At 73.0% G+C, this 17,916-nt stretch carries 17 protein-coding genes; 7 read left to right on the forward strand and 10 right to left on the reverse strand.

The features are described 5' to 3' along the window. Positions 1–92 precede the first annotated feature (92 nt). The gene (locus ACYVLJ_RS36545; RefSeq protein ID WP_460442104.1) at positions 93–5,294 is read left to right on the forward strand and encodes a type I polyketide synthase; all 5,202 of its coding nucleotides are present in this window, start codon (positions 93–95) and stop codon (positions 5,292–5,294) included. Continuing rightward, complete coding sequence (locus ACYVLJ_RS36550; RefSeq protein ID WP_451987692.1) at positions 5,291–6,949, forward strand: (2,3-dihydroxybenzoyl)adenylate synthase; 1,659 nt, start codon at positions 5,291–5,293, stop codon at positions 6,947–6,949. Before ACYVLJ_RS36545 ends, ACYVLJ_RS36550 begins: the two co-directional genes overlap by 4 nt. A gap of 148 nt (positions 6,950–7,097) precedes the next feature. Here the strand turns inward: ACYVLJ_RS36550 and tpx are convergent, their stop codons facing one another. Together tpx and ACYVLJ_RS36560 are read right to left on the reverse strand one after the other, a co-directional pair. Further along, a complete protein-coding gene (gene tpx / locus ACYVLJ_RS36555) occupies positions 7,098–7,637 on the reverse strand; it encodes a thiol peroxidase (RefSeq protein WP_460442105.1) in 540 nt (179 codons plus the stop codon). 10 nt (positions 7,638–7,647) lie between these two features. Continuing rightward, entirely contained in the window at positions 7,648–8,103 is a 456-nt protein-coding gene (locus ACYVLJ_RS36560) for a nuclear transport factor 2 family protein (RefSeq protein WP_460442106.1), read from the reverse strand. Positions 8,104–8,306: 203 nt separating this feature from the next. On the opposite strand from ACYVLJ_RS36560, the gene ACYVLJ_RS36565 reads away from it, so the two are divergent. From ACYVLJ_RS36565 to ligA, 3 genes are all read left to right on the forward strand, one after another. Beyond that, a complete protein-coding gene (locus ACYVLJ_RS36565) occupies positions 8,307–8,774 on the forward strand; it encodes an SgcJ/EcaC family oxidoreductase (RefSeq protein WP_451987686.1) in 468 nt (155 codons plus the stop codon). A gap of 23 nt (positions 8,775–8,797) precedes the next feature. Continuing rightward, entirely contained in the window at positions 8,798–9,274 is a 477-nt protein-coding gene (locus ACYVLJ_RS36570; RefSeq protein WP_451987684.1) for an SgcJ/EcaC family oxidoreductase, read from the forward strand. A 138-nt stretch (positions 9,275–9,412) separates the two neighbouring features. Beyond that, on the forward strand, positions 9,413–11,503 hold the full coding sequence (gene ligA, locus ACYVLJ_RS36575; protein ID WP_460442107.1) for an NAD-dependent DNA ligase LigA: 2,091 nt from the start codon (positions 9,413–9,415) through the stop codon (positions 11,501–11,503). Positions 11,504–11,555: 52 nt separating this feature from the next. On the opposite strand, the gene ACYVLJ_RS36580 is transcribed toward ligA, so the two are convergent. Further along, positions 11,556–11,978 (reverse strand): neocarzinostatin apoprotein domain-containing protein, encoded by a 423-nt coding sequence (locus tag ACYVLJ_RS36580; RefSeq protein ID WP_460442108.1) that lies wholly within the window; start codon positions 11,976–11,978, stop codon positions 11,556–11,558. A 196-nt stretch (positions 11,979–12,174) separates the two neighbouring features. On the opposite strand from ACYVLJ_RS36580, the gene ACYVLJ_RS36585 reads away from it, so the two are divergent. Further along, the gene (locus tag ACYVLJ_RS36585; protein ID WP_460442109.1) at positions 12,175–13,530 is read left to right on the forward strand and encodes a cation:proton antiporter; all 1,356 of its coding nucleotides are present in this window, start codon (positions 12,175–12,177) and stop codon (positions 13,528–13,530) included. 34 nt (positions 13,531–13,564) lie between these two features. Here ACYVLJ_RS36585 and ACYVLJ_RS36590 read toward each other — a convergent pair whose 3' ends face one another. From ACYVLJ_RS36590 to ACYVLJ_RS36615, 6 genes are all read right to left on the reverse strand, one after another. Continuing rightward, positions 13,565–14,110 (reverse strand): carboxymuconolactone decarboxylase family protein, encoded by a 546-nt coding sequence (locus ACYVLJ_RS36590; RefSeq protein ID WP_460442110.1) that lies wholly within the window; start codon positions 14,108–14,110, stop codon positions 13,565–13,567. Then, entirely contained in the window at positions 14,082–14,540 is a 459-nt protein-coding gene (locus ACYVLJ_RS36595) for a DUF6187 family protein (RefSeq protein ID WP_451987674.1), read from the reverse strand. The genes ACYVLJ_RS36590 and ACYVLJ_RS36595 overlap by 29 nt, the downstream gene beginning before the upstream one ends. Next, positions 14,533–15,873, reverse strand: coding sequence for an NAD(P)/FAD-dependent oxidoreductase (locus tag ACYVLJ_RS36600; protein WP_460442111.1), 1,341 nt, complete (start codon positions 15,871–15,873; stop codon positions 14,533–14,535). Before ACYVLJ_RS36600 ends, ACYVLJ_RS36595 begins: the two co-directional genes overlap by 8 nt. Positions 15,874–15,903: 30 nt before the next feature. Beyond that, positions 15,904–16,389 carry a DUF6423 family protein gene (locus ACYVLJ_RS36605; RefSeq protein ID WP_352252739.1) on the reverse strand — a complete coding sequence of 162 codons (486 nt, stop codon included), beginning with the start codon at positions 16,387–16,389 and terminating at the stop codon, positions 15,904–15,906. Positions 16,390–16,643: 254 nt separating this feature from the next. Next, a complete protein-coding gene (locus ACYVLJ_RS36610; protein WP_451987670.1) occupies positions 16,644–16,988 on the reverse strand; it encodes a DUF6235 family protein in 345 nt (114 codons plus the stop codon). 107 nt (positions 16,989–17,095) lie between these two features. Then, positions 17,096–17,254, reverse strand: coding sequence for a hypothetical protein (locus ACYVLJ_RS36615; RefSeq protein WP_460442112.1), 159 nt, complete (start codon positions 17,252–17,254; stop codon positions 17,096–17,098). A gap of 180 nt (positions 17,255–17,434) precedes the next feature. On the opposite strand from ACYVLJ_RS36615, the gene ACYVLJ_RS36620 reads away from it, so the two are divergent. Further along, on the forward strand, positions 17,435–17,614 hold the full coding sequence (locus ACYVLJ_RS36620) for a hypothetical protein (protein ID WP_451987666.1): 180 nt from the start codon (positions 17,435–17,437) through the stop codon (positions 17,612–17,614). Between the two features lie 64 nt (positions 17,615–17,678). Here the strand turns inward: ACYVLJ_RS36620 and ACYVLJ_RS36625 are convergent, their stop codons facing one another. Beyond that, complete coding sequence (locus ACYVLJ_RS36625; protein WP_460442113.1) at positions 17,679–17,903, reverse strand: acyl-CoA carboxylase epsilon subunit; 225 nt, start codon at positions 17,901–17,903, stop codon at positions 17,679–17,681. Positions 17,904–17,916 lie beyond the last annotated feature (13 nt).

Consider the following 17,916-nt stretch of genomic DNA (forward strand, 5'->3'; position numbering starts at 1 on the left):
CCCCCGATCCGGGCGGGCCGGAACCGGCTCGCCCGGATCTTCGGTGTCCTTGCCCGGCGCCCGCCGGTCGCCCGACGATCGAAAGAAGGCCGATGAACTTCCCCGAACCCGTCGCCATCATCGGGATGGCTTGCCGTTTCGCCGCGGGAATCGAGTCACCAGAGTCCTTCTGGGCGCTCCTGCGCGACGGTGGCGACACCGTCGGCGAGCTGCCCGCGGATCGCTGGGAGTGGCACGCCGGCCAGAGCCGCGAACACGCCGCGGTCGTGCGGGACGTGACCAAACGCGGCGCGTTCCTCGACAACGTCAAGGAGTTCGACGCGGACTTCTTCGACGTCACCCCGCGCGAAGCCGCCCTGATGGACCCGCAGCAGCGGATCACCCTGGAGCTGGCGTGGGAGGCGCTGGAGCACGCCGGGATCCCGCCGCGGTCGCTCGGCGGCACGGACGCCGGGGTCTTCATGGGCGTCGGCGCCGACGACTACGGGCGGCGGCTGCTGGAGGACCTGCCGCGGATCGAGGCGTGGACCGGGATCGGCAGCTCCTTCTGCGCGGTGGCGAACCGGGTGTCCTATTCGCTCGACCTGCGCGGGCCGAGCATGGTGGTGGACACCGCGTGCTCGTCGTCGCTGGTCTCGATCCACCTGGCGGCCCAGGCGCTGCGCTCCGGCGAGTGCCCGGTCGCGCTCGCCGGCGGCATCCTCGTGATGGCCGGGCCCGGGCTGTCGGTCGTGCTCGACGCCGCCGGCGCCACCTCGCGCGACGGGCGCAGCAAGTCCTTCGACGCCTCGGCCGACGGCTACGGCCGCGGCGAGGGCGGCGGCATCGTCGTGCTCAAGCTGCTCAAGGACGCCCGTCGCGACGGCGACCGCGTGCTCGCGGTGATCCGCGGCAGCGCGGTGCAGCAGGACGGCAAGACCAACGGCATCATGGCGCCCAACGGCGAGGCGCAGGCCCACCTGATGCGCCGCGCCTACCAGGCGTCCGGCATCGACCCGGCGACCGTCGGCTACGTCGAGGCCCACGGCACGGGCACCAGCGTCGGCGACCCGCTCGAAGCGGGCGCGATGACGGCCGTGTTCGGCGCCGGGCGCCCGGCCGGCGCGCCCTGCCTGATCGGCTCGGTGAAGCCGAACGTCGGGCACCTCGAAGCGGGCGCCGGCGTCGCCGGGGTGATCAAGACCGTGCTGGCCCTGCAGCACGGCGAGATCCCCGCCAGCCTGAACTTCACCACGCCGAACCCCAAGATCCCTTGGGACACTTCGGGTCTGCGCGTGGTCACCGAGAACACGCCGTGGCCGCAGAGCAGCGCGCCGCGCCGCGCCGGGGTTTCCGGGTACGGCTACGGCGGCACGATCGCGCACGTCATCCTCGAGGCGGCCCCGGAGTCCGACGCCGAGACGACCACCACCGCGGCGGCGGGCGGCCGGCCGAACGTCCTGCCGCTGTCCGGCGCGACCGAGGCGGCCGTCGCGAAGTACGCCGGACGGCTGGCGAACTGGCTGTCCCGCCACCCCGGCACCGAGCTCGCCGACATCGGGCACACGCTGGCCCGGCGGCGCCAGCACCTGCCGTTCCGGGCCGCGGTTTCCGCCGACAGCACCGCTGCGCTCGGCGCGAAGCTCGCCGAGTTCGCCGCTTCGGGCACCGGCGGTGTCTCCGGGCGCGCCCTGCCGGAGACCTCACGCCAGGAGCTCGTCTGGGTCTTCTCCGGGCACGGCTCGCAGTGGACCGGGATGGCCCGCGAGCTGCTGGCCACCGAACCCGCCTTCGCGGCCGTGATCGACGCGATCGAGCCCGTCTTCCTGGCCGAGATGGGGGTCTCGCCGCGTGCGACCATCGGCTCGGACGAGCCGCAGCCCGTCGACGTCATCCAGCCGATGATCTTCGCCGTCCAGGTCGCGCTGGCCGCGCTGTGGCGCGACCGCGGGGTCCACCCCGACGCCGTCATCGGGCACTCGGTCGGCGAGATCGCCGCGGCCGTCACGTCCGGCATGCTCACCCTCGAGCGGGGCGCCCGGCTGGTCTGCCGCCGGTCCGTGCTGCTGCGGCGGGTGGCGGGCCAGGGCGCGATGGCGATGGTGAACCTGCCGCCGGAGGAGGCGCGGCGCCGGCTCGCCGGCCGCACCGACGTCGCCGTCGCGGTCGCCGCCGCCACCGGCTCGACCGTGTTCTCCGGCGACGTCGAAGCCGTGCAGGAGACGAGCGAGCTGTTCGCCGCCGAGGGCCTGGCCGTGCGCAAGGTCGACTCCGACGTCGCCTTCCACAGCCCGCACATGGACCCGCTGCTGGAATCGCTGGCCGCGGCCGCCGCGGACCTGCCGCCCACCCCGGCCGAGATCCCGGTGTACAGCACCGCGCTGGCCGACCCGCGGTCGGAAGCGCCGCGCGACGGCGCCTACTGGGCCACGAACCTGCGCGGCACGGTGCGGTTCGCCGAAGCCGTCGCGGCCGCGGCGGCCGACGGCTACCGGCTGTTCGTCGAGGTCTCGCCGCACCCGGTGGTCGAGCACTCGATCAACGAAACCCTCGACGAGCTGGGCGTCACCGACGCCGTCGTCACGCACTCCCTGCGGCGCAACCGGCCCGAGCGGGAAACCCTGCTGGCCAACCTCGGCGTGCTGTACTGCGGCGGCGCCGACGTCGACTGGGCGGCGCACTGGCCGGAGGGCTCCCTGGTGGACCTGCCGACCACGGCGTGGCAGCGCAAGGAGCACTGGGTCGACGACTCGGTCGGCCGCTCGTTCCTCACCCAGCAGCACGACCTCGACAGCCACACGCTGCTCGGCGGCCGGATCAACGTGCACGGCGCGAACCCGGCCCAGGCCTGGCTGACCTACCTCGACCACGACTCGCGGCCGTACCCGGGCGACCACCCGGTGCGGAAGGTCGAGATCATCCCCGCCGCGGTACTGCTCAACAGCTTCCTGACCGCCGCGGCCTCGGCGAAGGGCACCTGGCACGAGCTCTCCGACGTCGCCCTGCGCGTCCCCGTGAGCGTCACGCGCCCGCGGCACCTCCAGATCGTGTTGCAGGACGGCGCTTTCCGGCTGTCTTCGCGGATCATCGAGGACGTCAGCGCCGAGGACGGCGACGACAAGGGCTGGGTCACCCACACCACGGCGGCGGTCAGCGCGTTCGGCGGCTCGATCCGCGGCCAGCGCTCGGAAGCGCGGACCAGCGAGGACCTGCCGACCGGGTACGTCATCGACCGGCTCGCCACCCTCGGCGTCGCCGCGATGGGCTTCCCGTGGGCGGTCCGGGAGATCCGGCGCGGCGAGGGCACGCTCGTCGTCACGGTCGACACCGACCCGGGCTCCGACGAACTGCCCACCACCTGGGCACCGCTGCTCGACGGCGCGCTGTCGGCGGCGTCGGTCGCCTTCGGCGGGCCGCCGATCCTGCGGATGCCCGCGCACATTCACCGGGTCACCCTCGCCGAGCAGTCGCCGTCGCGGGCGACCGTGACCGTGCGCGTGGTCGCCGACGACACCGTGGACGTCGAAATCGCCGACCTCGACGGCACCGTCGTCGGCCGGCTGACGCGGCTCAAGTACGGCGTGCTGGACAGCGAAGCCGGCGCGGTCACCAGCCCGCGCCAGGTCGTGCACGAGCTGGCCTGGCGCCCGGCCGAAGGCGTCGCCGGCGGGCCGTCCGGGAGCCTCGTGCTCGTCGGGCCGGACTCGCCGGTGCTGCGGCGGGTCACCGCCGGGCTCGACGCCCTGGGTGTCGCGCACCTGGTCGCGGCCACGCCCGAGGGCCTGCCCGAAGGGGTGCTCGGCCCGGACCACACGCTGCTCGTGGTGCCCGCCGCCGGGGCGACCGGCGACGCCGCGGCGGAGGGCTCGTGGCTGCTCGCCCGCACCGCGCAGCGCGTCGCCGCCACCGGGCAGGCGAAGACCGCCCGGGTCTGGTGCCTCACCGAAGGCGTCCGCGAAAGCGCCGAGGCGGCCGCGCTCGGCCACGGCCCGCTGTGGGGCGTCGGCCGGGTCATCGGCGGGGAGCACCCCGACCTCTGGGGCGGCACTGTCGACATCGGACAGTCCGAAGCGGACATCGCCGGCCTGGTCGAGGTGCTGCGGACCATCCGCGGCGAGGACGTGGTCGTCGTCCGCGACGGCGAGGCCTCGGTCGGGCGCCTGCACCGGCTCGCGGGCGACCCGGCCCGGCCGCGGCTCGCCGCCCGGCCGCACGCGACCTACCTGGTCACCGGCGGCCTCGGCGTGCTGGGCCTCGAGGTCGCGCACTGGCTGGCCGACCGCGGTGCCCGGCGCATCGTGCTCGCCGGCCGGCGCGGGCTGCCGCCGCGCAGCCGGTGGGCGGAGCTGACCGACGAGGCCGAGATCGACGCCGTCGAGTCGGTGATCGCACTGGAACGCCTCGGCGTCACCGTCGTCCCGGTCGCCGTGGACGTCGCCGACGCCGACGAGGTCGCGGCGAAGCTCTCACCGGACGCGCTCGGCCTGCCGCCCTTCCGCGGCGTGGTGCACGCCGCGGGCGTGCTCGACGACCGCACCCTCGGCAAGCTCGACGAAGCCTCGCTGCGCCGCGTCATGCGGCCGAAGGTCGAGGGCGCGCTGAACCTGCACCACCTGTTCCCGCCGGGCTCGCTCGACTTCTTCGTGCTGTTCTCCTCGTGCGGGCAGCTGCTCGGCCTGCCCGGGCAGACCAGCTACGCGGCGGGCAACGCGTTCCTCGACGCGCTCGCCGCCCACCGCCGCACGGCGGGCGACCAGGGTGCCGCCAGCTACGCGTGGACGTCGTGGCGCGGCCTGGGCATGTCGACCTCCACCGCGGTGATCGACGCCGAGCTCGCCGCCCGCGGCACGGCCGACATCAGCGTCACCGAGGCGTTCGGGGCGTGGGACCTCGCGGCCCGGCACGACCTCGGGTACGCGGTCATGCTGCGGACCCTGCCCGCCGAGCCCGGCGTGCGGAAGCTGGCCCTGCTCTCGGAACTGCCCGAAGAAGCCGCGGCCGGCGCCGTCGCCGCGGACCTGGTCGACGTGCCGTGGGCCGGGCTCACCGGCGCCGAGCTGTCGGCCGCGGTCACCGAGGAGATCCGCAAGCACGTCGCGGCCGAGACCGGCCTCGCGGCGTCCGAAGTGGACTCCCGGCGGCCGCTGATCGAGATGGGCCTGGACTCGGTGATGACCGTGCGGATCCGGCGCGGCCTCGAGCGGCGCTTCCGGTTCGCGCTGCCCGCGACGCTGTTCTGGGACCGCCCGACGATCGAAGCGGTCACCGCGCTGCTCACCGAGCGGATGGCCGAGGAGACGGGGGAGCCTGAATGAGTTTCGACGGTTTCGTGCCCTGGCCCGCGGACCTGGCCCACGCCTACCGCGCGGCCGGGGTCTGGCCGGGCCGGACGATGGGGTCGTACCTGTGGGAGTGGGCGGAGACCCGCGGTGACCGGGTCGCCGTCGTCGACGGCGGCACCCGGCTGACCTACCGCGACCTCGCCGTCCGCGCGGACGCCCTCGCCGTGCGGCTGGGCGAACAGGGGCTTTCGCGCGGCGACACCGTGCTGGTGCAGCTGCCGAACACCTGGGAGTTCGCCGTCGTGACGGCCGCGCTGCTGCGGCTGGGCGTCGTCCCGACGATGATGCTGCCGCCCCACCGCGACCACGAGCTGACGGCCATCGGCGCGCACGTGCGGGCGAAGGGCCTGGTCGTGCCGGACACCTGGCGCGGCTTCGACCACCAGGAGCTCGCGTTCCGTGTGACGGCGGCCCTGCCGGATCCGGCCTCCGTGCTCGTGGTCGGCGACGCGGTCGTTCCCGGCGCGGTCGACGTCCGGGCCCTGATGGACCCGGACGGCGACGTCGCCGGGCGGCGGGCGTGGCTGGACGCGCACGGGCCCGCGCCGTCGGACATCGCCGTGTTCCTGCTCTCGGGTGGCACCACGGGCGTGCCGAAGGTGATCAGCCGCACGCACGACGACTACCTGTTCAACATCACCCACTGCGCGCGGGCGTGCGCCTTCGACGAGGACACGGTGTACCTGGCGGTGCTGCCGGCCGGGCACAACTTCCCGCTGGCCAGCCCCGGCATCTTCGGCGCGCTGCACGCGGGCGGCCGGGTGGTGTTCTCGGCGTCGCCGCGGCCGGAGCCGGTGTTCGCGGCGATCGAAGCCGAGCGGGTGACGGTGACGTCGGCGGTGCCCGCGGTCGTCCTGAAGTGGGTCGACGCGGCGGCGACGGCGAAACCGGACCTGGCGAGCCTGCGGTACGTGCACGTCGGCGGGTCGATGCTGGCGCCGGAGATCGCGGAGCGGATGGCGCGGGCGCTCGGCTGCCGGCTGCAGCAGGTCTACGGCATGGCCGAAGGGCTGGTCTGCTACACGCCCCCGGACGCGCCCGACGAGCTGGCGTTCGGCACGCAGGGGCCGCCGATGAGCGCGTTCGACGAGCTGCTGGTCGTCGACGAGGACGGCCTGCCGGTGCCCCCGGGCGGCGAGGGCGAGCTGCTGACCCGCGGCCCGGGAACCCCGCGCGGCTACTACGGCGTTCCGGAGCAGAACAAGCTGTCGTTCACCGAAGACGGCTGGTTCCGCACGGGCGACCTGGTCCGCATCACCCCGGAGGGCTACGCGGTGGTGTGCGGCCGCGTCAAGGACCTGATCAACCGCGGCGGCGAGAAGATCTCGGCGGGCGAGGTCGAGACGCTGATCCAGGAGCTGCCGGAGGTGGCCGAGGTGGCGGCGGTGCCGGCCCCGGACCCGTTGTACGGCGAGCGGGTCTGCGTGTTCGTCCGCTTCCACGGCGGGTGTTCCCTGTCCCTGGCGGAGATAACCCGGTTCCTGACCGAGCGCGGCCTGGCGGCCTTCAAGATCCCGGAGCGGCTCGAGGTGCTGGCCGCCTTCCCGCACACGGCGGTCGGCAAGGCGGACAAGAAGGCCCTGAAGGTCCGCCTGGCGGAGATCGACGCCTTGCCGCGGGCTGCTTGAGTTCTCGACGTCGTGAAGGCCACCTTGGGTCCCAAGGTGGCCTTCACGCTTTGCGGGTGGTCCCGGGCACGGCAAAAGCGAAGGCCGCCGCCCGGGTGCAGGGGAACCCGGACGGCGGCCTTCGCGGGCGACCGTCCCGAAAGGACGGTCAGGCGGCGCGGCCGTCGGAACGGCGCGCGGTCTCGGCTCCCTGGGCCGCCACGATCGCGGCGTCGAAGTTCGGCTCCTGGCCGATTTCCGGGACGTACTCGGCGTGGACCACCGTGCCGGCCGCGTCCACCACGAACACCGCGCGGGACAGCAGCCGGAACTCCTTGATCACCACGCCGTACGCCAGGCCGAACGACAGGTCGCGGTGGTCGGACAGGGTGCGGACGCCCGAGACGCCCGCCGCGCCGCACCAGCGGGCCTGGGCGAACGGGAGGTCCACCGAGACCGTCAGCACCGACGCGTCGCCGAGCTGGGACACGCTTTCGTTGAACCGGCGCGTCTGCAGGTCGCAGACCGGCGTCTCCAGCGACGGGACGACCGAGATCACCCGCGTCCCGCCCAGCTCCGCGAACCGGACCGGGGCCAGGTCGGTGCCCAGCGCGGTGAAGTCCGGTGCCCGGTCGCCGACGGCGATCTCCGGGCCGAGCAGGGTCACCGGGTTCCCGCGGAACGTCACGACACCCGTGCGTTCGGTCATGCCGGCCCCCTCAGCCCTTGACCGGGCTGGTCTGCTGCGACACCAGCCGCCACTCGCCGTCGGTCTGGGCGACCACCCAGGTGCCGCGGACCGTGCGCTCGACCGGCACCGCCGTCTCGCCCTCGTAGAGCACGCCGCCGTCGGTGATGACCACCGCGACGCCCGGCTCGAGCACCTTGACGTCGATCGGCTCGGTGACGAGCTTGGTGCCCGACAGCGTCGCGCCGAAGGCGTCGCTGAAGAACGCCCGGATCGCGTCCCGGCCGTTGATCTGCTCGTCGTCGACGAGGATGCTGCCGTTCTCGGCGAACGACTCCGCGAACGCGCCGGCGTCGTTCGCGTCCCACGCGGCGCGGGCGCGCAGTTGCGCGGTCACGGCGGCGCTTTCCTCGCCCTGGGTGAACTTCCCGTAGTAGGTGGCCCACTGTTTGGCCCCCGCGACGAGGGACGAAGCCTTCTCGGACATCCGGCTCTCCTTGGCTGACGATGTGGCTCGAATCTCCGTGGCCAGGATTCCGGGAACCGGGGTGTCCCGGCATCTCCTCCCCTGCGGGAAAGACCGGCAACTCAGGAGAGGTTTTCGCGCCGGGGCCCGTGTGACCATGAACTCCGTCTGGGCCGATCGTATCCCCGCCGTTGGTTGGCCGACCGATCGAAGGAGAAGCAACAGTGTCCGCACCCACTTCTGACGAGCAGGCCAGGCTGGACGACTACTACGGGCCCTTCACCGCAGAAAAGGAAAAGGAAGCCCTCGACGTCCCGCTGCGCCTGATCGCCGCCTGGAGCAAGAACGACGGCTACGGCGTCGCCAAGGCCTTCACCGAGGACGGCATCCTCATCCTCCCCGGTGACGTGCTGAAGAAGGGCCGCGACGAGATCGGCGCGTTCATGGCCGCCGCGTACGCCGGCCCGTTCAAGGGCACCGGCGTCACGGGCAAGCCGGTCAACCTCCGGTTCGTTTCGGACACCGTCGCGCTGATCCGCACGCACGGCGGCATCCTCGCCCCGGGCGAGACCGAAATCGACGAAGAGCTCGCGGTCCGCTCGACCTGGGTCGTCGTCAAGCGCGACAACGAATGGCAGCTGGCCGTCTACCAGAACAGCCCGCGTGGCGCCGGCGCCACCCTCCGCTGGTAACCGAACCGATCCGGGAGATCATTGTGCCGACCACTTCGTGGGGCGACGCCACCGCGATCCTCGCCGCGCACGGCGTCGAGGAGGACACCTCTTTCTACCGCGAATTCACCAGCGCGGACGAAAAGGCCGTCCTCACCGTCCCGCAGCGCATCCAGGACGCCTGGCTGCTGAACGACGCGGACAAGTTCGCGGACGTCTTCACCGCCGAGGGCAGCCTGCTGCTTCAGGACAACCAGCTCACCAGCCGCGACGAGATCCGCGACTACATGCGTGCCGGGTTCTCGGGTCCGCTGAAGGGAGCACACGTCTACGGCTGGCCGCTGGAGGTCAAGTTCCTCGAGCCGGGCATCGCGATCGCGATCACCGAGGGCGGGATCATCCGCCCCGGTGAGTCCGAGATCGCGCCGGAGAACCAGATCCGGGCCGTCTGGGTCGTCGTCCGCAACGGCGAAGGCGACCTGAGCCTGTTCTCGCACCAGAGCAGCCCGGTCAAGGGCTGAAGCTCCGTTGAAGGCCGCCTCGATGGACTCCGAGTCCGTCGAGGCGGCCTTCACGGCATTTTGGGAGATGGCGGGCGGCGGCGCCGGGACTAGCGTCCCCGGTGGGCCCGTCCGACGGCCGAGGAGCGAGGGATCCCGATGACCACGGAACTTCCGGCGCCCGCCGACCCGGCGAAGGCGAAGCCGTTCCCGTCCGTCGCGCAGTACGAAAAGGCGCTCGCCGAGATCCGCGCCGCCGCGGCCGCCTACTACGCCGGCCCGGACGTCCGCATGGACGACGACACCTACGACGCCCTGCTGGCCCGCGCGATCGCGACCGAGGCCGCGCACCCGGCGTGGAAGCCCGCCGACACCCCGACCGAAGCCGTCGGCGCGGGGGTGGCGCCGGGCACCGAAATCCCGCACAGCACACCGATGCTGGGCCTGGACAACGTCTTCGACACCGAGTCGCTGCGGAAGTGGTCCGCGCGCCTCGAGCGCGTGCTCGACCACCCGGTGACGGCCTACACGGTGGAGCCGAAGCTGGACGGCCTCGCGGTGGCCGCGCGCTACTCCCGCGGCCGGCTCACGCTGGTCCTCACGCGGGGCACCGGCACGATGGGCGAGGACGTCACGACCCGCGCGATCCTGGCGAAAGGCCTGCCCGCCAGGCTTTCCGCACAACGGACGCTCGAAGTCCGCGGCGAAGTGTTCATGACCGACGAAGACTTCCGCACCGCCAACGAGCTCCGCACCGGGCACGGCGAGCCCGCGTTCGCGCACCCGCGCAGCGCGGCGGCCGGCACGCTGCGCGCGGTCGACCGCGCCTATTCCGCGCCGCTGTCGTTCGTCGCCTACGCCGTGCAGGGCCTCGCCGACGACGGGACGCACTCGGAAGCCATGGCGGAGCTGGAAAAGCTCGGCGTCGCGACGACGTCCGGCTGCAAGCCGGCGCTGAAGGTCTGCCGGGGTGCCGAAGAGATCGAAGCGGCCGTCGCCGAGATCCGGGACCTGCGCGGCTCCCTCGGCTTCGGCGTGGACGGCGCGGTCATCAAGGCCGACCGCCCCGAAGACCGGGCCGGAGCCGGGGCGTCGACGAAGGCGCCGCGCTGGGGCGTGGCCGTGAAGTTCCCCGCCGACACCCGCAGCACGCGGCTGCTGGCGATCGACGTCCAGGTCGGCCGGACCGGCGTGATCACCCCGGTCGCCACGCTCGAGCCGGTGTTCATCGACGGCGTGAAGGTCGTTTCCGCGACCCTGCACAACTTCGACGACCTCGAGCGGCGCAACGTCCGCGTCGGCGACACCGTGTTCGTCCGCCGGGCGGGCGACGTGATCCCCGAGATCACCGGCGCGAAGCTCGACGAACGGCCGAAGAACGCCAAGCCGTTCACCCCGCCCGAGGTCTGCCCGGACTGCGGCTCGGAGATCGACCGCTCGCAGACGCGCTGGCGCTGCACCGGCGGCCGCGCGTGCGGCGCCCGGAAGATCCTGGCCCACTACGCCACGCGCGAGGCGATGGACATCGAGGGCCTCGGCGGCAAGATCATCGACCTGCTGGTGGCCGAAGGCCTGGTCGCCGACCCGGCCGACCTGTACGACCTCGACGTGCCGAAGCTCGCGGCGCTCGACGGCCTCGGCGAGATCTCCGGCGGCAAGCTGGTCGCGGCGATCGAGGGCACCAAGCGGCGGCCGCTGTCGAGCCTGCTGACCGGGCTCGGCATCCGGATGGCCGGGCGCGCGGTGTCCCGGCGGCTGGCCCGGCACTTCGGCTCGATGGACGCGCTGCTCGCGGCCACGCCCGACCAGCTGCAGGAGGTCGAGGGCGTCGGCCTCGAACGCGCCGAGACGATCGCGGGCGAGCTGGCCGAGCTGGCCGGCGTCATCGCGAAGCTCGAAGCCCGCGGGCTCACCATGACCGAGCCGGACGCCGCGCCGCCGGCCGCGGCCACCGTGCTCCCGCTGCGCAAGGCCGACGGTTCGCCGATGCGGGTCGTGGTCACCGGGGCGGTCCCGGGGCTGAAGAACCGCGACGAGGGCAACCAAGCCGTCGAACGGCTCGGCGGCACCGCGTCCGGGTCAGTGTCGGCGAAGACGGACTTGGTCGTCGTCGGCGAGGGGTCCGGGAGCAAGGCGGACAAGGCGGCCGAGCTCGGCGTCCGGATCCTGCCCGCGGACCGGTTCGCCGACCTGCTGTCCGCGCACGACGGCGGCGACGACGGCCGGGCCGCGGCGATCCTCGCCTCCTGAACGACGTGAAAAAGGCCGCCGCCGGAAATTCCGGCGGTGGCCTTTCCGGGTGTCAGCGGAAACGGATGTCGACGCGGTCGAGGGCCGTCACGGAAACGTCGTAGACCCCCAGGGTGCACTGCACGGCCGCGCAGTCGACCGTCACGTCGATCCCGTCGCCGATATTGCCGACGTACTTTTTCTGCGCCACGATCGTGGTGACCGCGGTGCCGTGCGCGTCGCTGTGGATTTCGACCACCGTCGCCGGGTTGCCGGCGCAGCCGGTCGGCACCCAGCCGCATTCGCCGACCCAGAACGTGCCGTTCGCGGGCAGGCCGGTGACCACGGCCGCGACGGTGGCGTTGGCGGACAGGGCGAAGGTCGGCGCCGCGAACAGGCGGACCGGGGCGGCGGCGGACGCGGCGGGCGCGACCGCCGTCACCAGCCCGGCCGCCACCGCCGCGACGGCGGCGATTCTTCGGATTGTCGTGCGCATGGTGAAACTCCCCTCATTCGGTGCGATTCGGAAAACAGAATGCGGACCCCCGCGGCGAATCGTAGGGCACCCCGGAGGTGACCCGCACGTTTCCGGAACATCACAGGACCGGGTCGTGAGATCCGCATGGTTCGAGACGCCCGCGCTCCCGGACCGCCGGAACAATTCTTCGCACGAGCACTCGTGGAGGTCCGCTATGCACCTTGCCGCACCCGTGGCGCCGATCGCGCCACACCCGTTGCTGTTGTTCCTGCTGGGCCTGCTGGTCCTGCTGACGCTGGCCAAGCTGCTCGGCCGCCTCGGCGAGCGCTTCGGGCTGCCGTCCGTCGTCGGCGAGCTCGTCACCGGCATGCTGCTGGGCCCGACCCTGCTCGGCCACCTCGCGCCGGGCATCTCGAACTGGCTGCTGCCCGCGCAGCCGCCCGAGCAGATCCACCTGATCGACGCCGTCGGCCAGTTCGCCGTGCTGCTGCTGGTCGGCATCACCGGCACCCACCTCGACACGCGCATCCTGCGCCGCCAGGGCCGGGTCGCCGTGACGGTCTCCCTCTTCGGTCTGCTGCTGCCGCTGGGGCTGGGCATCGCGCTCGGGTTCGTGCTGCCCGGTTCGCTGCTCGGCGGCGGCCACTCCAGCCGCTGGGTGTTCGCGTTGTTCATCGGCGTCGCGATGTGCGTCACGGCGATCCCGGTGATCGCGAAGACGCTCACCGACATGCGCCTGCTGCACCGCACCATCGGCCAGCTGACCCTGGCGGCCGGCATGGTCGACGACGCGGTCGGCTGGCTGCTGCTGTCGGTCGTCTCGGCGGCGGCGACCGTCGGGGTCACCGTCGGCGTCGTCTCGCTGTCCGTCGGCTACCTGCTCGGCTTCGTCGCGCTGGCCGGGACCGTGGGCCGCGTGGTGGTGCGGAAGCTGATGGACCTGGCGGCCCGCCGGCCGGAGCCGGGCCCGGCGGTTGCCATGGCGGTGATCATCCTGCTCGCGTTCGGCGCGGCCACGCAGAGCCTCGGCATGGAGCCGGTGTTCGGCGCGTTCGTCGGCGGCATCCTGATCGCGCAGTCGCGCTCGGCGCAGCCGAAGCTCGCGCCGCTGCGCACGGTCGTGCTTTCCGTGCTGGCGCCGCTGTTCCTGGCCACGGCCGGGCTCCGGATGGACCTGACCGCCCTGTGGCACCCGACGACGGCGCTGGCCGCGATCGCCTTGCTGGCGCTGGCCATCGTCGGCAAGTTCGTCGGTGCCTACACCGGCGCGCGGGTCAGCAGGCTCAGCCGCTGGGAAGGGCTGGCGCTCGGCGCGGGGATGAACTCCCGCGGCGTGATCGAGGTGATCGTGGCGCTGACCGGCCTGCGGCTCGGCGTGCTCACCACGGCCACCTACACGATGGTGGTCCTGGTCGCGATCGTCACGTCGGTGATGGCGCCGCCGCTGCTGCGGCTGTCGATGGGCCGGGTGGCCCGCACCGAAGACGAACGGCTCCGGTTGCTCGACCACGAAGACTGGCTGGGCCACCGGCTGTCCACAGAGGACGCTGTGCGGCGCGAAGCGGCCTGAGTAGAGGAGGCCACCGCCCGGGCGGTGGCCTCCCTCAGCCGGCCAGGTGACCCGAAAGCCCGGCGTAGCCGCCTTCGGCCAGCCGCTCGCCGGAGGTCGCCGTGTACGCCGCGTCGGCCTCGATCCCGAGGCCTTCGACCATCCGGTTCATGAAGTTGAACAACGCGCAGACGAGCACGGCGTCGTGCAGTGCCTGCTCGTCCCAGCCCGCCGCGAACACCGCCTCGGCGTCGGCGTCGGTCATCCTCGACGGCGAGCGCGTCAGCTTGCCCACGTAGGCCAGCACCGGCTTCAGCTTGTCGTCCACGGGCGCCGTTTCCAGGTCCGCCACCGCCGCCGTCAGCACGCCTGCCGGCACGCCGAACGCCTCGGCTGTCACGGTGTGGATGCCGTGGCAGTAGTCGCAGCTGTTCACGCCCGAAACGTAGGCGGCGATCATTTCCCGCTCCCCCACGGTGAACGGCGATTCGCCGCGCAACAGCGTTTCGTGGAAGGCGAGCAGGTGCCGCGCCGGTTCGGGATAGGCCTGGAACACCTGGAGCAGCGTCGTTTCAGCCGGGAGCGACTTCAGGTAGGACATCGGGTTCCTTTCGGTCGGCGAGCCGGTCGATTTCGTCGCGGCGGATCCAGCAGGCCGTCAGGTACGCCAGCGCGGCGGGCCCGGTGCCCGGCACCGCGACCGCCACGAGGTCGGCCGAGTTCGCCCACTCCTGCCGCAACGCGCCCGCGGCCGGGCGCCCCGGCACGGCCTCGAGCGCCGGCCGCAGCGTCCGCCACCGGGCCAGGCCCGCCTCGGTCAGGCCGGCCAGATCGGCGGCGAAGACGCCGTGCCGGGCCTGGTCGACGGCCTGGGTGACCAGCGCCGGGTCGTCCGCGAGGGTGGCGAACCCGAGCCCGGCGACCAGCCGGGCCGGCTCCAGGCCCAGCAGGATCACCCCGACCTCGGTCTCGGGCCACGCGTCGACGTCGGGCAGGGTGAAGCGCGAGTCGTACGGCTCCTGCTCAGACACCCGCACCCACCTCGGCCCGGACCGGCGCGGTGGCGAGCGTCCCGCCGCGCACCCCCCGGGCGATCGCGTCGGCGACGCGGGCGGTGGCGACGCGGTGGCCGTCGATGTTGCGGGACGCCGGGCCGAGCACCATGCCCGCGGCCGCGCCGACCACCGACACCCGCGGCGCGTGGGTGTAGGCGAGCGTGCGCTCGTCGAGCGACGGCCAGCCGTCGCGTTCGCCGACGACCTCCTCGGGCAGCAGCCCACGGCCGGTCTCCGGCGTCGTGCCCAGCGCGAGCACCACGCAGTCGCCGCCCACCCGCTGCCCGCCGGCCAGCCGCACCACGGCCGTGCCCCCGGTCGCGGCGCCCACCCCGGTGACCGCCTCGCCGCGGTGCACCACCAGGCGGCCCTCGGCTTCGGCGCGCTCCAGCAGCGGCCGGAACTCGAACATGATCGACGCCCGCCGGAACTGCGCCAGCAGCCCCAGGCGGTCGTCCCAGCCGACGTGGCCGATCCGGGCCCGGCCCTCGGGCCGGAAGAACTTCGAGTTGACGTCCGCGCACTGGTAGCGCTCGCCCGGCTCCCGGATCACCCAGTGCACCTCTCGGCCGGCCGCCAGGGCGTTCGAGATCAGGTGCGCCGAGGTCAGCCCCGCACCCACGACCACCTGGCGCTCGCCCGCCGACGGCAGCCGCTCGTCCCAGTACGCCACCCCCGGGGGCGCGGCGCCGCCGCCCCACCACTCGCGCGGCGCCTCGCGGCGCTCCTCACCGGGGCACAGGACGACGTGCCGCGCGGTGACGCTGCCCCGGTCGGTCCGCACGGTGACCTCGGACGTCCCCGGCAGGACGTCGCGGACCGTGGCCCGCCAGGTCCGCCCGCCCACGTCGTGGGTGGCGACGAGGTGGTCGCAGTAGGCCTCGAAGACGTCCACCGGCACGACCGAGCGGTGCCCGGCCTGCGCCATCCGGACCTCCCGGCGCTCGACGGGCGTCAGCCGCGACCAGTGCAGCCGGGCGAAGTCCAGCAACTCGCAGTCGCGGTAGCCCTCGACGCCGGGGTGGTGCTCGTACGGCGAGCGCAGCACGCGCTGGCCGAGCAGGTCGATCCGGTCGAAGAAGCGGCGGCACGGCACGCCGGCGCGGTCGAGCACGACGACGTCGTGCACGCCGTGGTGCCACAGGGCCGACGCCACGGCCAGCCCGGCCGGGCCCGCGCCCACGACGACGACGTCGGCCCGCGACGGCGGCACCGGGTCCCGCCCCGGCGCGGGCGCGGCGGGCAGCCGCGGCCAGTCCCGGCCCCGGGGCGACTCCAGCAGGTGCGGCCCCGGGACGAAGGTGGTCACCGGGTCCCCCGGCGTCCGGTCGCCACCGGGTCAGCCGATCACGGTGACCGGGACGATGAGCTCGACCATCGGCCGCCGCGCCATCCCGTTCTGGACGAGCTCCTCCAGCGTCTGCTGGGACTGCTCCATGCTGTCGGTCGCGATCGGGCTGTACCGCGAGTAGGAGTACGCCGGCTTGCGCGCGCTGGTCTCCATCTCGTACACCTTGAGCACGGCCTCGCCCGGGCGGACCTCGCCGCCGTAGAAGGTCAGCCGCCGCTGGTCGGGCGTCATGAACGACTTCGAGAACTGCCGGGACATGACGAGGGTTTCCGGGTCGTTGACGAAGGTCGACTCGTCGTCCATCACGACCTGCATCGCGACCCAGGTCTGGTCGGTCAGGTTCGTCTCGGACTTGATGATCTGCCAGCGCCCCGGCTCCGGCAGGTTGACCGTGACCGAGACGTCGTGGTCGGACGTGTCGATCGCGCCGGAGATCATCAGCACGCGGCGCCGGACGTCGGCGACCCCCGCCATCTGGATGTCCCGGGCCCGCACCCGGCCGGAAACATCCAATCCCGCGAATTCCGGTGACGACATCGCGCAGCCTCCTTTATTTACCCCCGAGAGCCCCCATGAACTGCGAACACGCCAGAGAATTCCACACGGCCGGAGAGACTGTCAAGATGACGAATGCACATCTCAGCGGCCATACGTACACGCGGGCACGGCCGCACGCGCACGGCGAATTCGGCCGTTCGGGGCAACGGGGACTGCGCGACGCGGCGGAGTCAGGCCTCTTCGACGTCGGCTTCGACCACGGCGTCGGCGGCGAGCTCGGCCGCGATCTCGGCCGCGTTCGCCGTCGCGTCGTCGGCGAGGGTGCCGACGTAGAGGACGTCGAACGACGATTCGGCCCGCTGGACGTTGATCTTCACCATCAGGTCGGCTTTCACCATGACGATGAAATTGGAAATGTCATCAGGGTCGCCGAAAACGTCGTAAATGAGGAATACGGAACCGTCGCCGATGGCGAACAAGGCCTCGTAAAGAACATTCCGCTCGGCTTGGGTCGCGGACTCGGCCCATTCGTCGAGCAGCTCGACACCTTCCGCGAGCCGGAGGTGCATAGCCATCCGCTGGCCTCCCTACCGAGCGCGACGAACCGAGAGCGAAACAGCTTCCAGTCTGGCTGTTCGCGGCCCGTCGTGGCATCTCGGATCTTGCGGCCTCACGGCCGGAATCAGTTGTAGCCCAGGACGATCGTTTCGGTGAGGTACTCGCGCTGGGCGGGCGCCTCGGCCGGCGCGGCGGGCACCGCCTCGGGAGCGGTGCGGGGTGCGGGGACGCCCAGCGCCTCTTCGATCAGCTCGCGGTCATTCCGGGTGATGGGAACGGTCATCGCGCTACCTCCGTCTCGCTCGTGCCCGCTGTCCATGGTGCGCCCGGGCGGTCGAGGTCCCGTCGCGCCCGGCTGACGGCCCGATCGAAGCACCCGGTCCGCAGCGGGCGAGACGCACGACGGCGACCCACCGCGGTGCACTGGACGGGCAGGAGCCCGCCACGACCACCGAGGTGCACGATGACCGAGCGCTCTCAGGAGATCTTCACCGAAGCCACGCCCGGATTCGCCGGCCCCGCCCCGATCCGGACCGATCGGGTGAGCGAGAGGACCCGTCCGGTGGACGGCCGCCGGCTCCCGGCCTGGGACAGCGAGGAGTTCGACGCCTACGACGCCTTCGAGCTGGGCGAAGCCGCCTGACGAACAGCGCGCAAAAAAGCCGTGAAGGCCCCTTGAGGCCTTCACGGCTTTGCGTTGCGCGACGTCAGAGCGGCAGACCGGACAGCCGCCAGGCGTCCGGGCCCGCCGTCCGCGGGGCGTCCCGGCGCGCCGCCGGGGCGGCCCACGCCGAGCGGGCCGGCGCCGGCGACGCCGGACCCGCCGCGGCGGAGACGGCCAGCAACGCCGTGACCACCGCCGCCAGGTCGGCGTCGTCCGGCCGGCCTCGGACCACCCTCAGGTGGGGGTGGGCGGGTTCGGGTGCGGCCATCGGGTCCTCCCGG

The sequence above is a fragment of the Amycolatopsis stemonae genome (genome assembly GCF_054781455.1).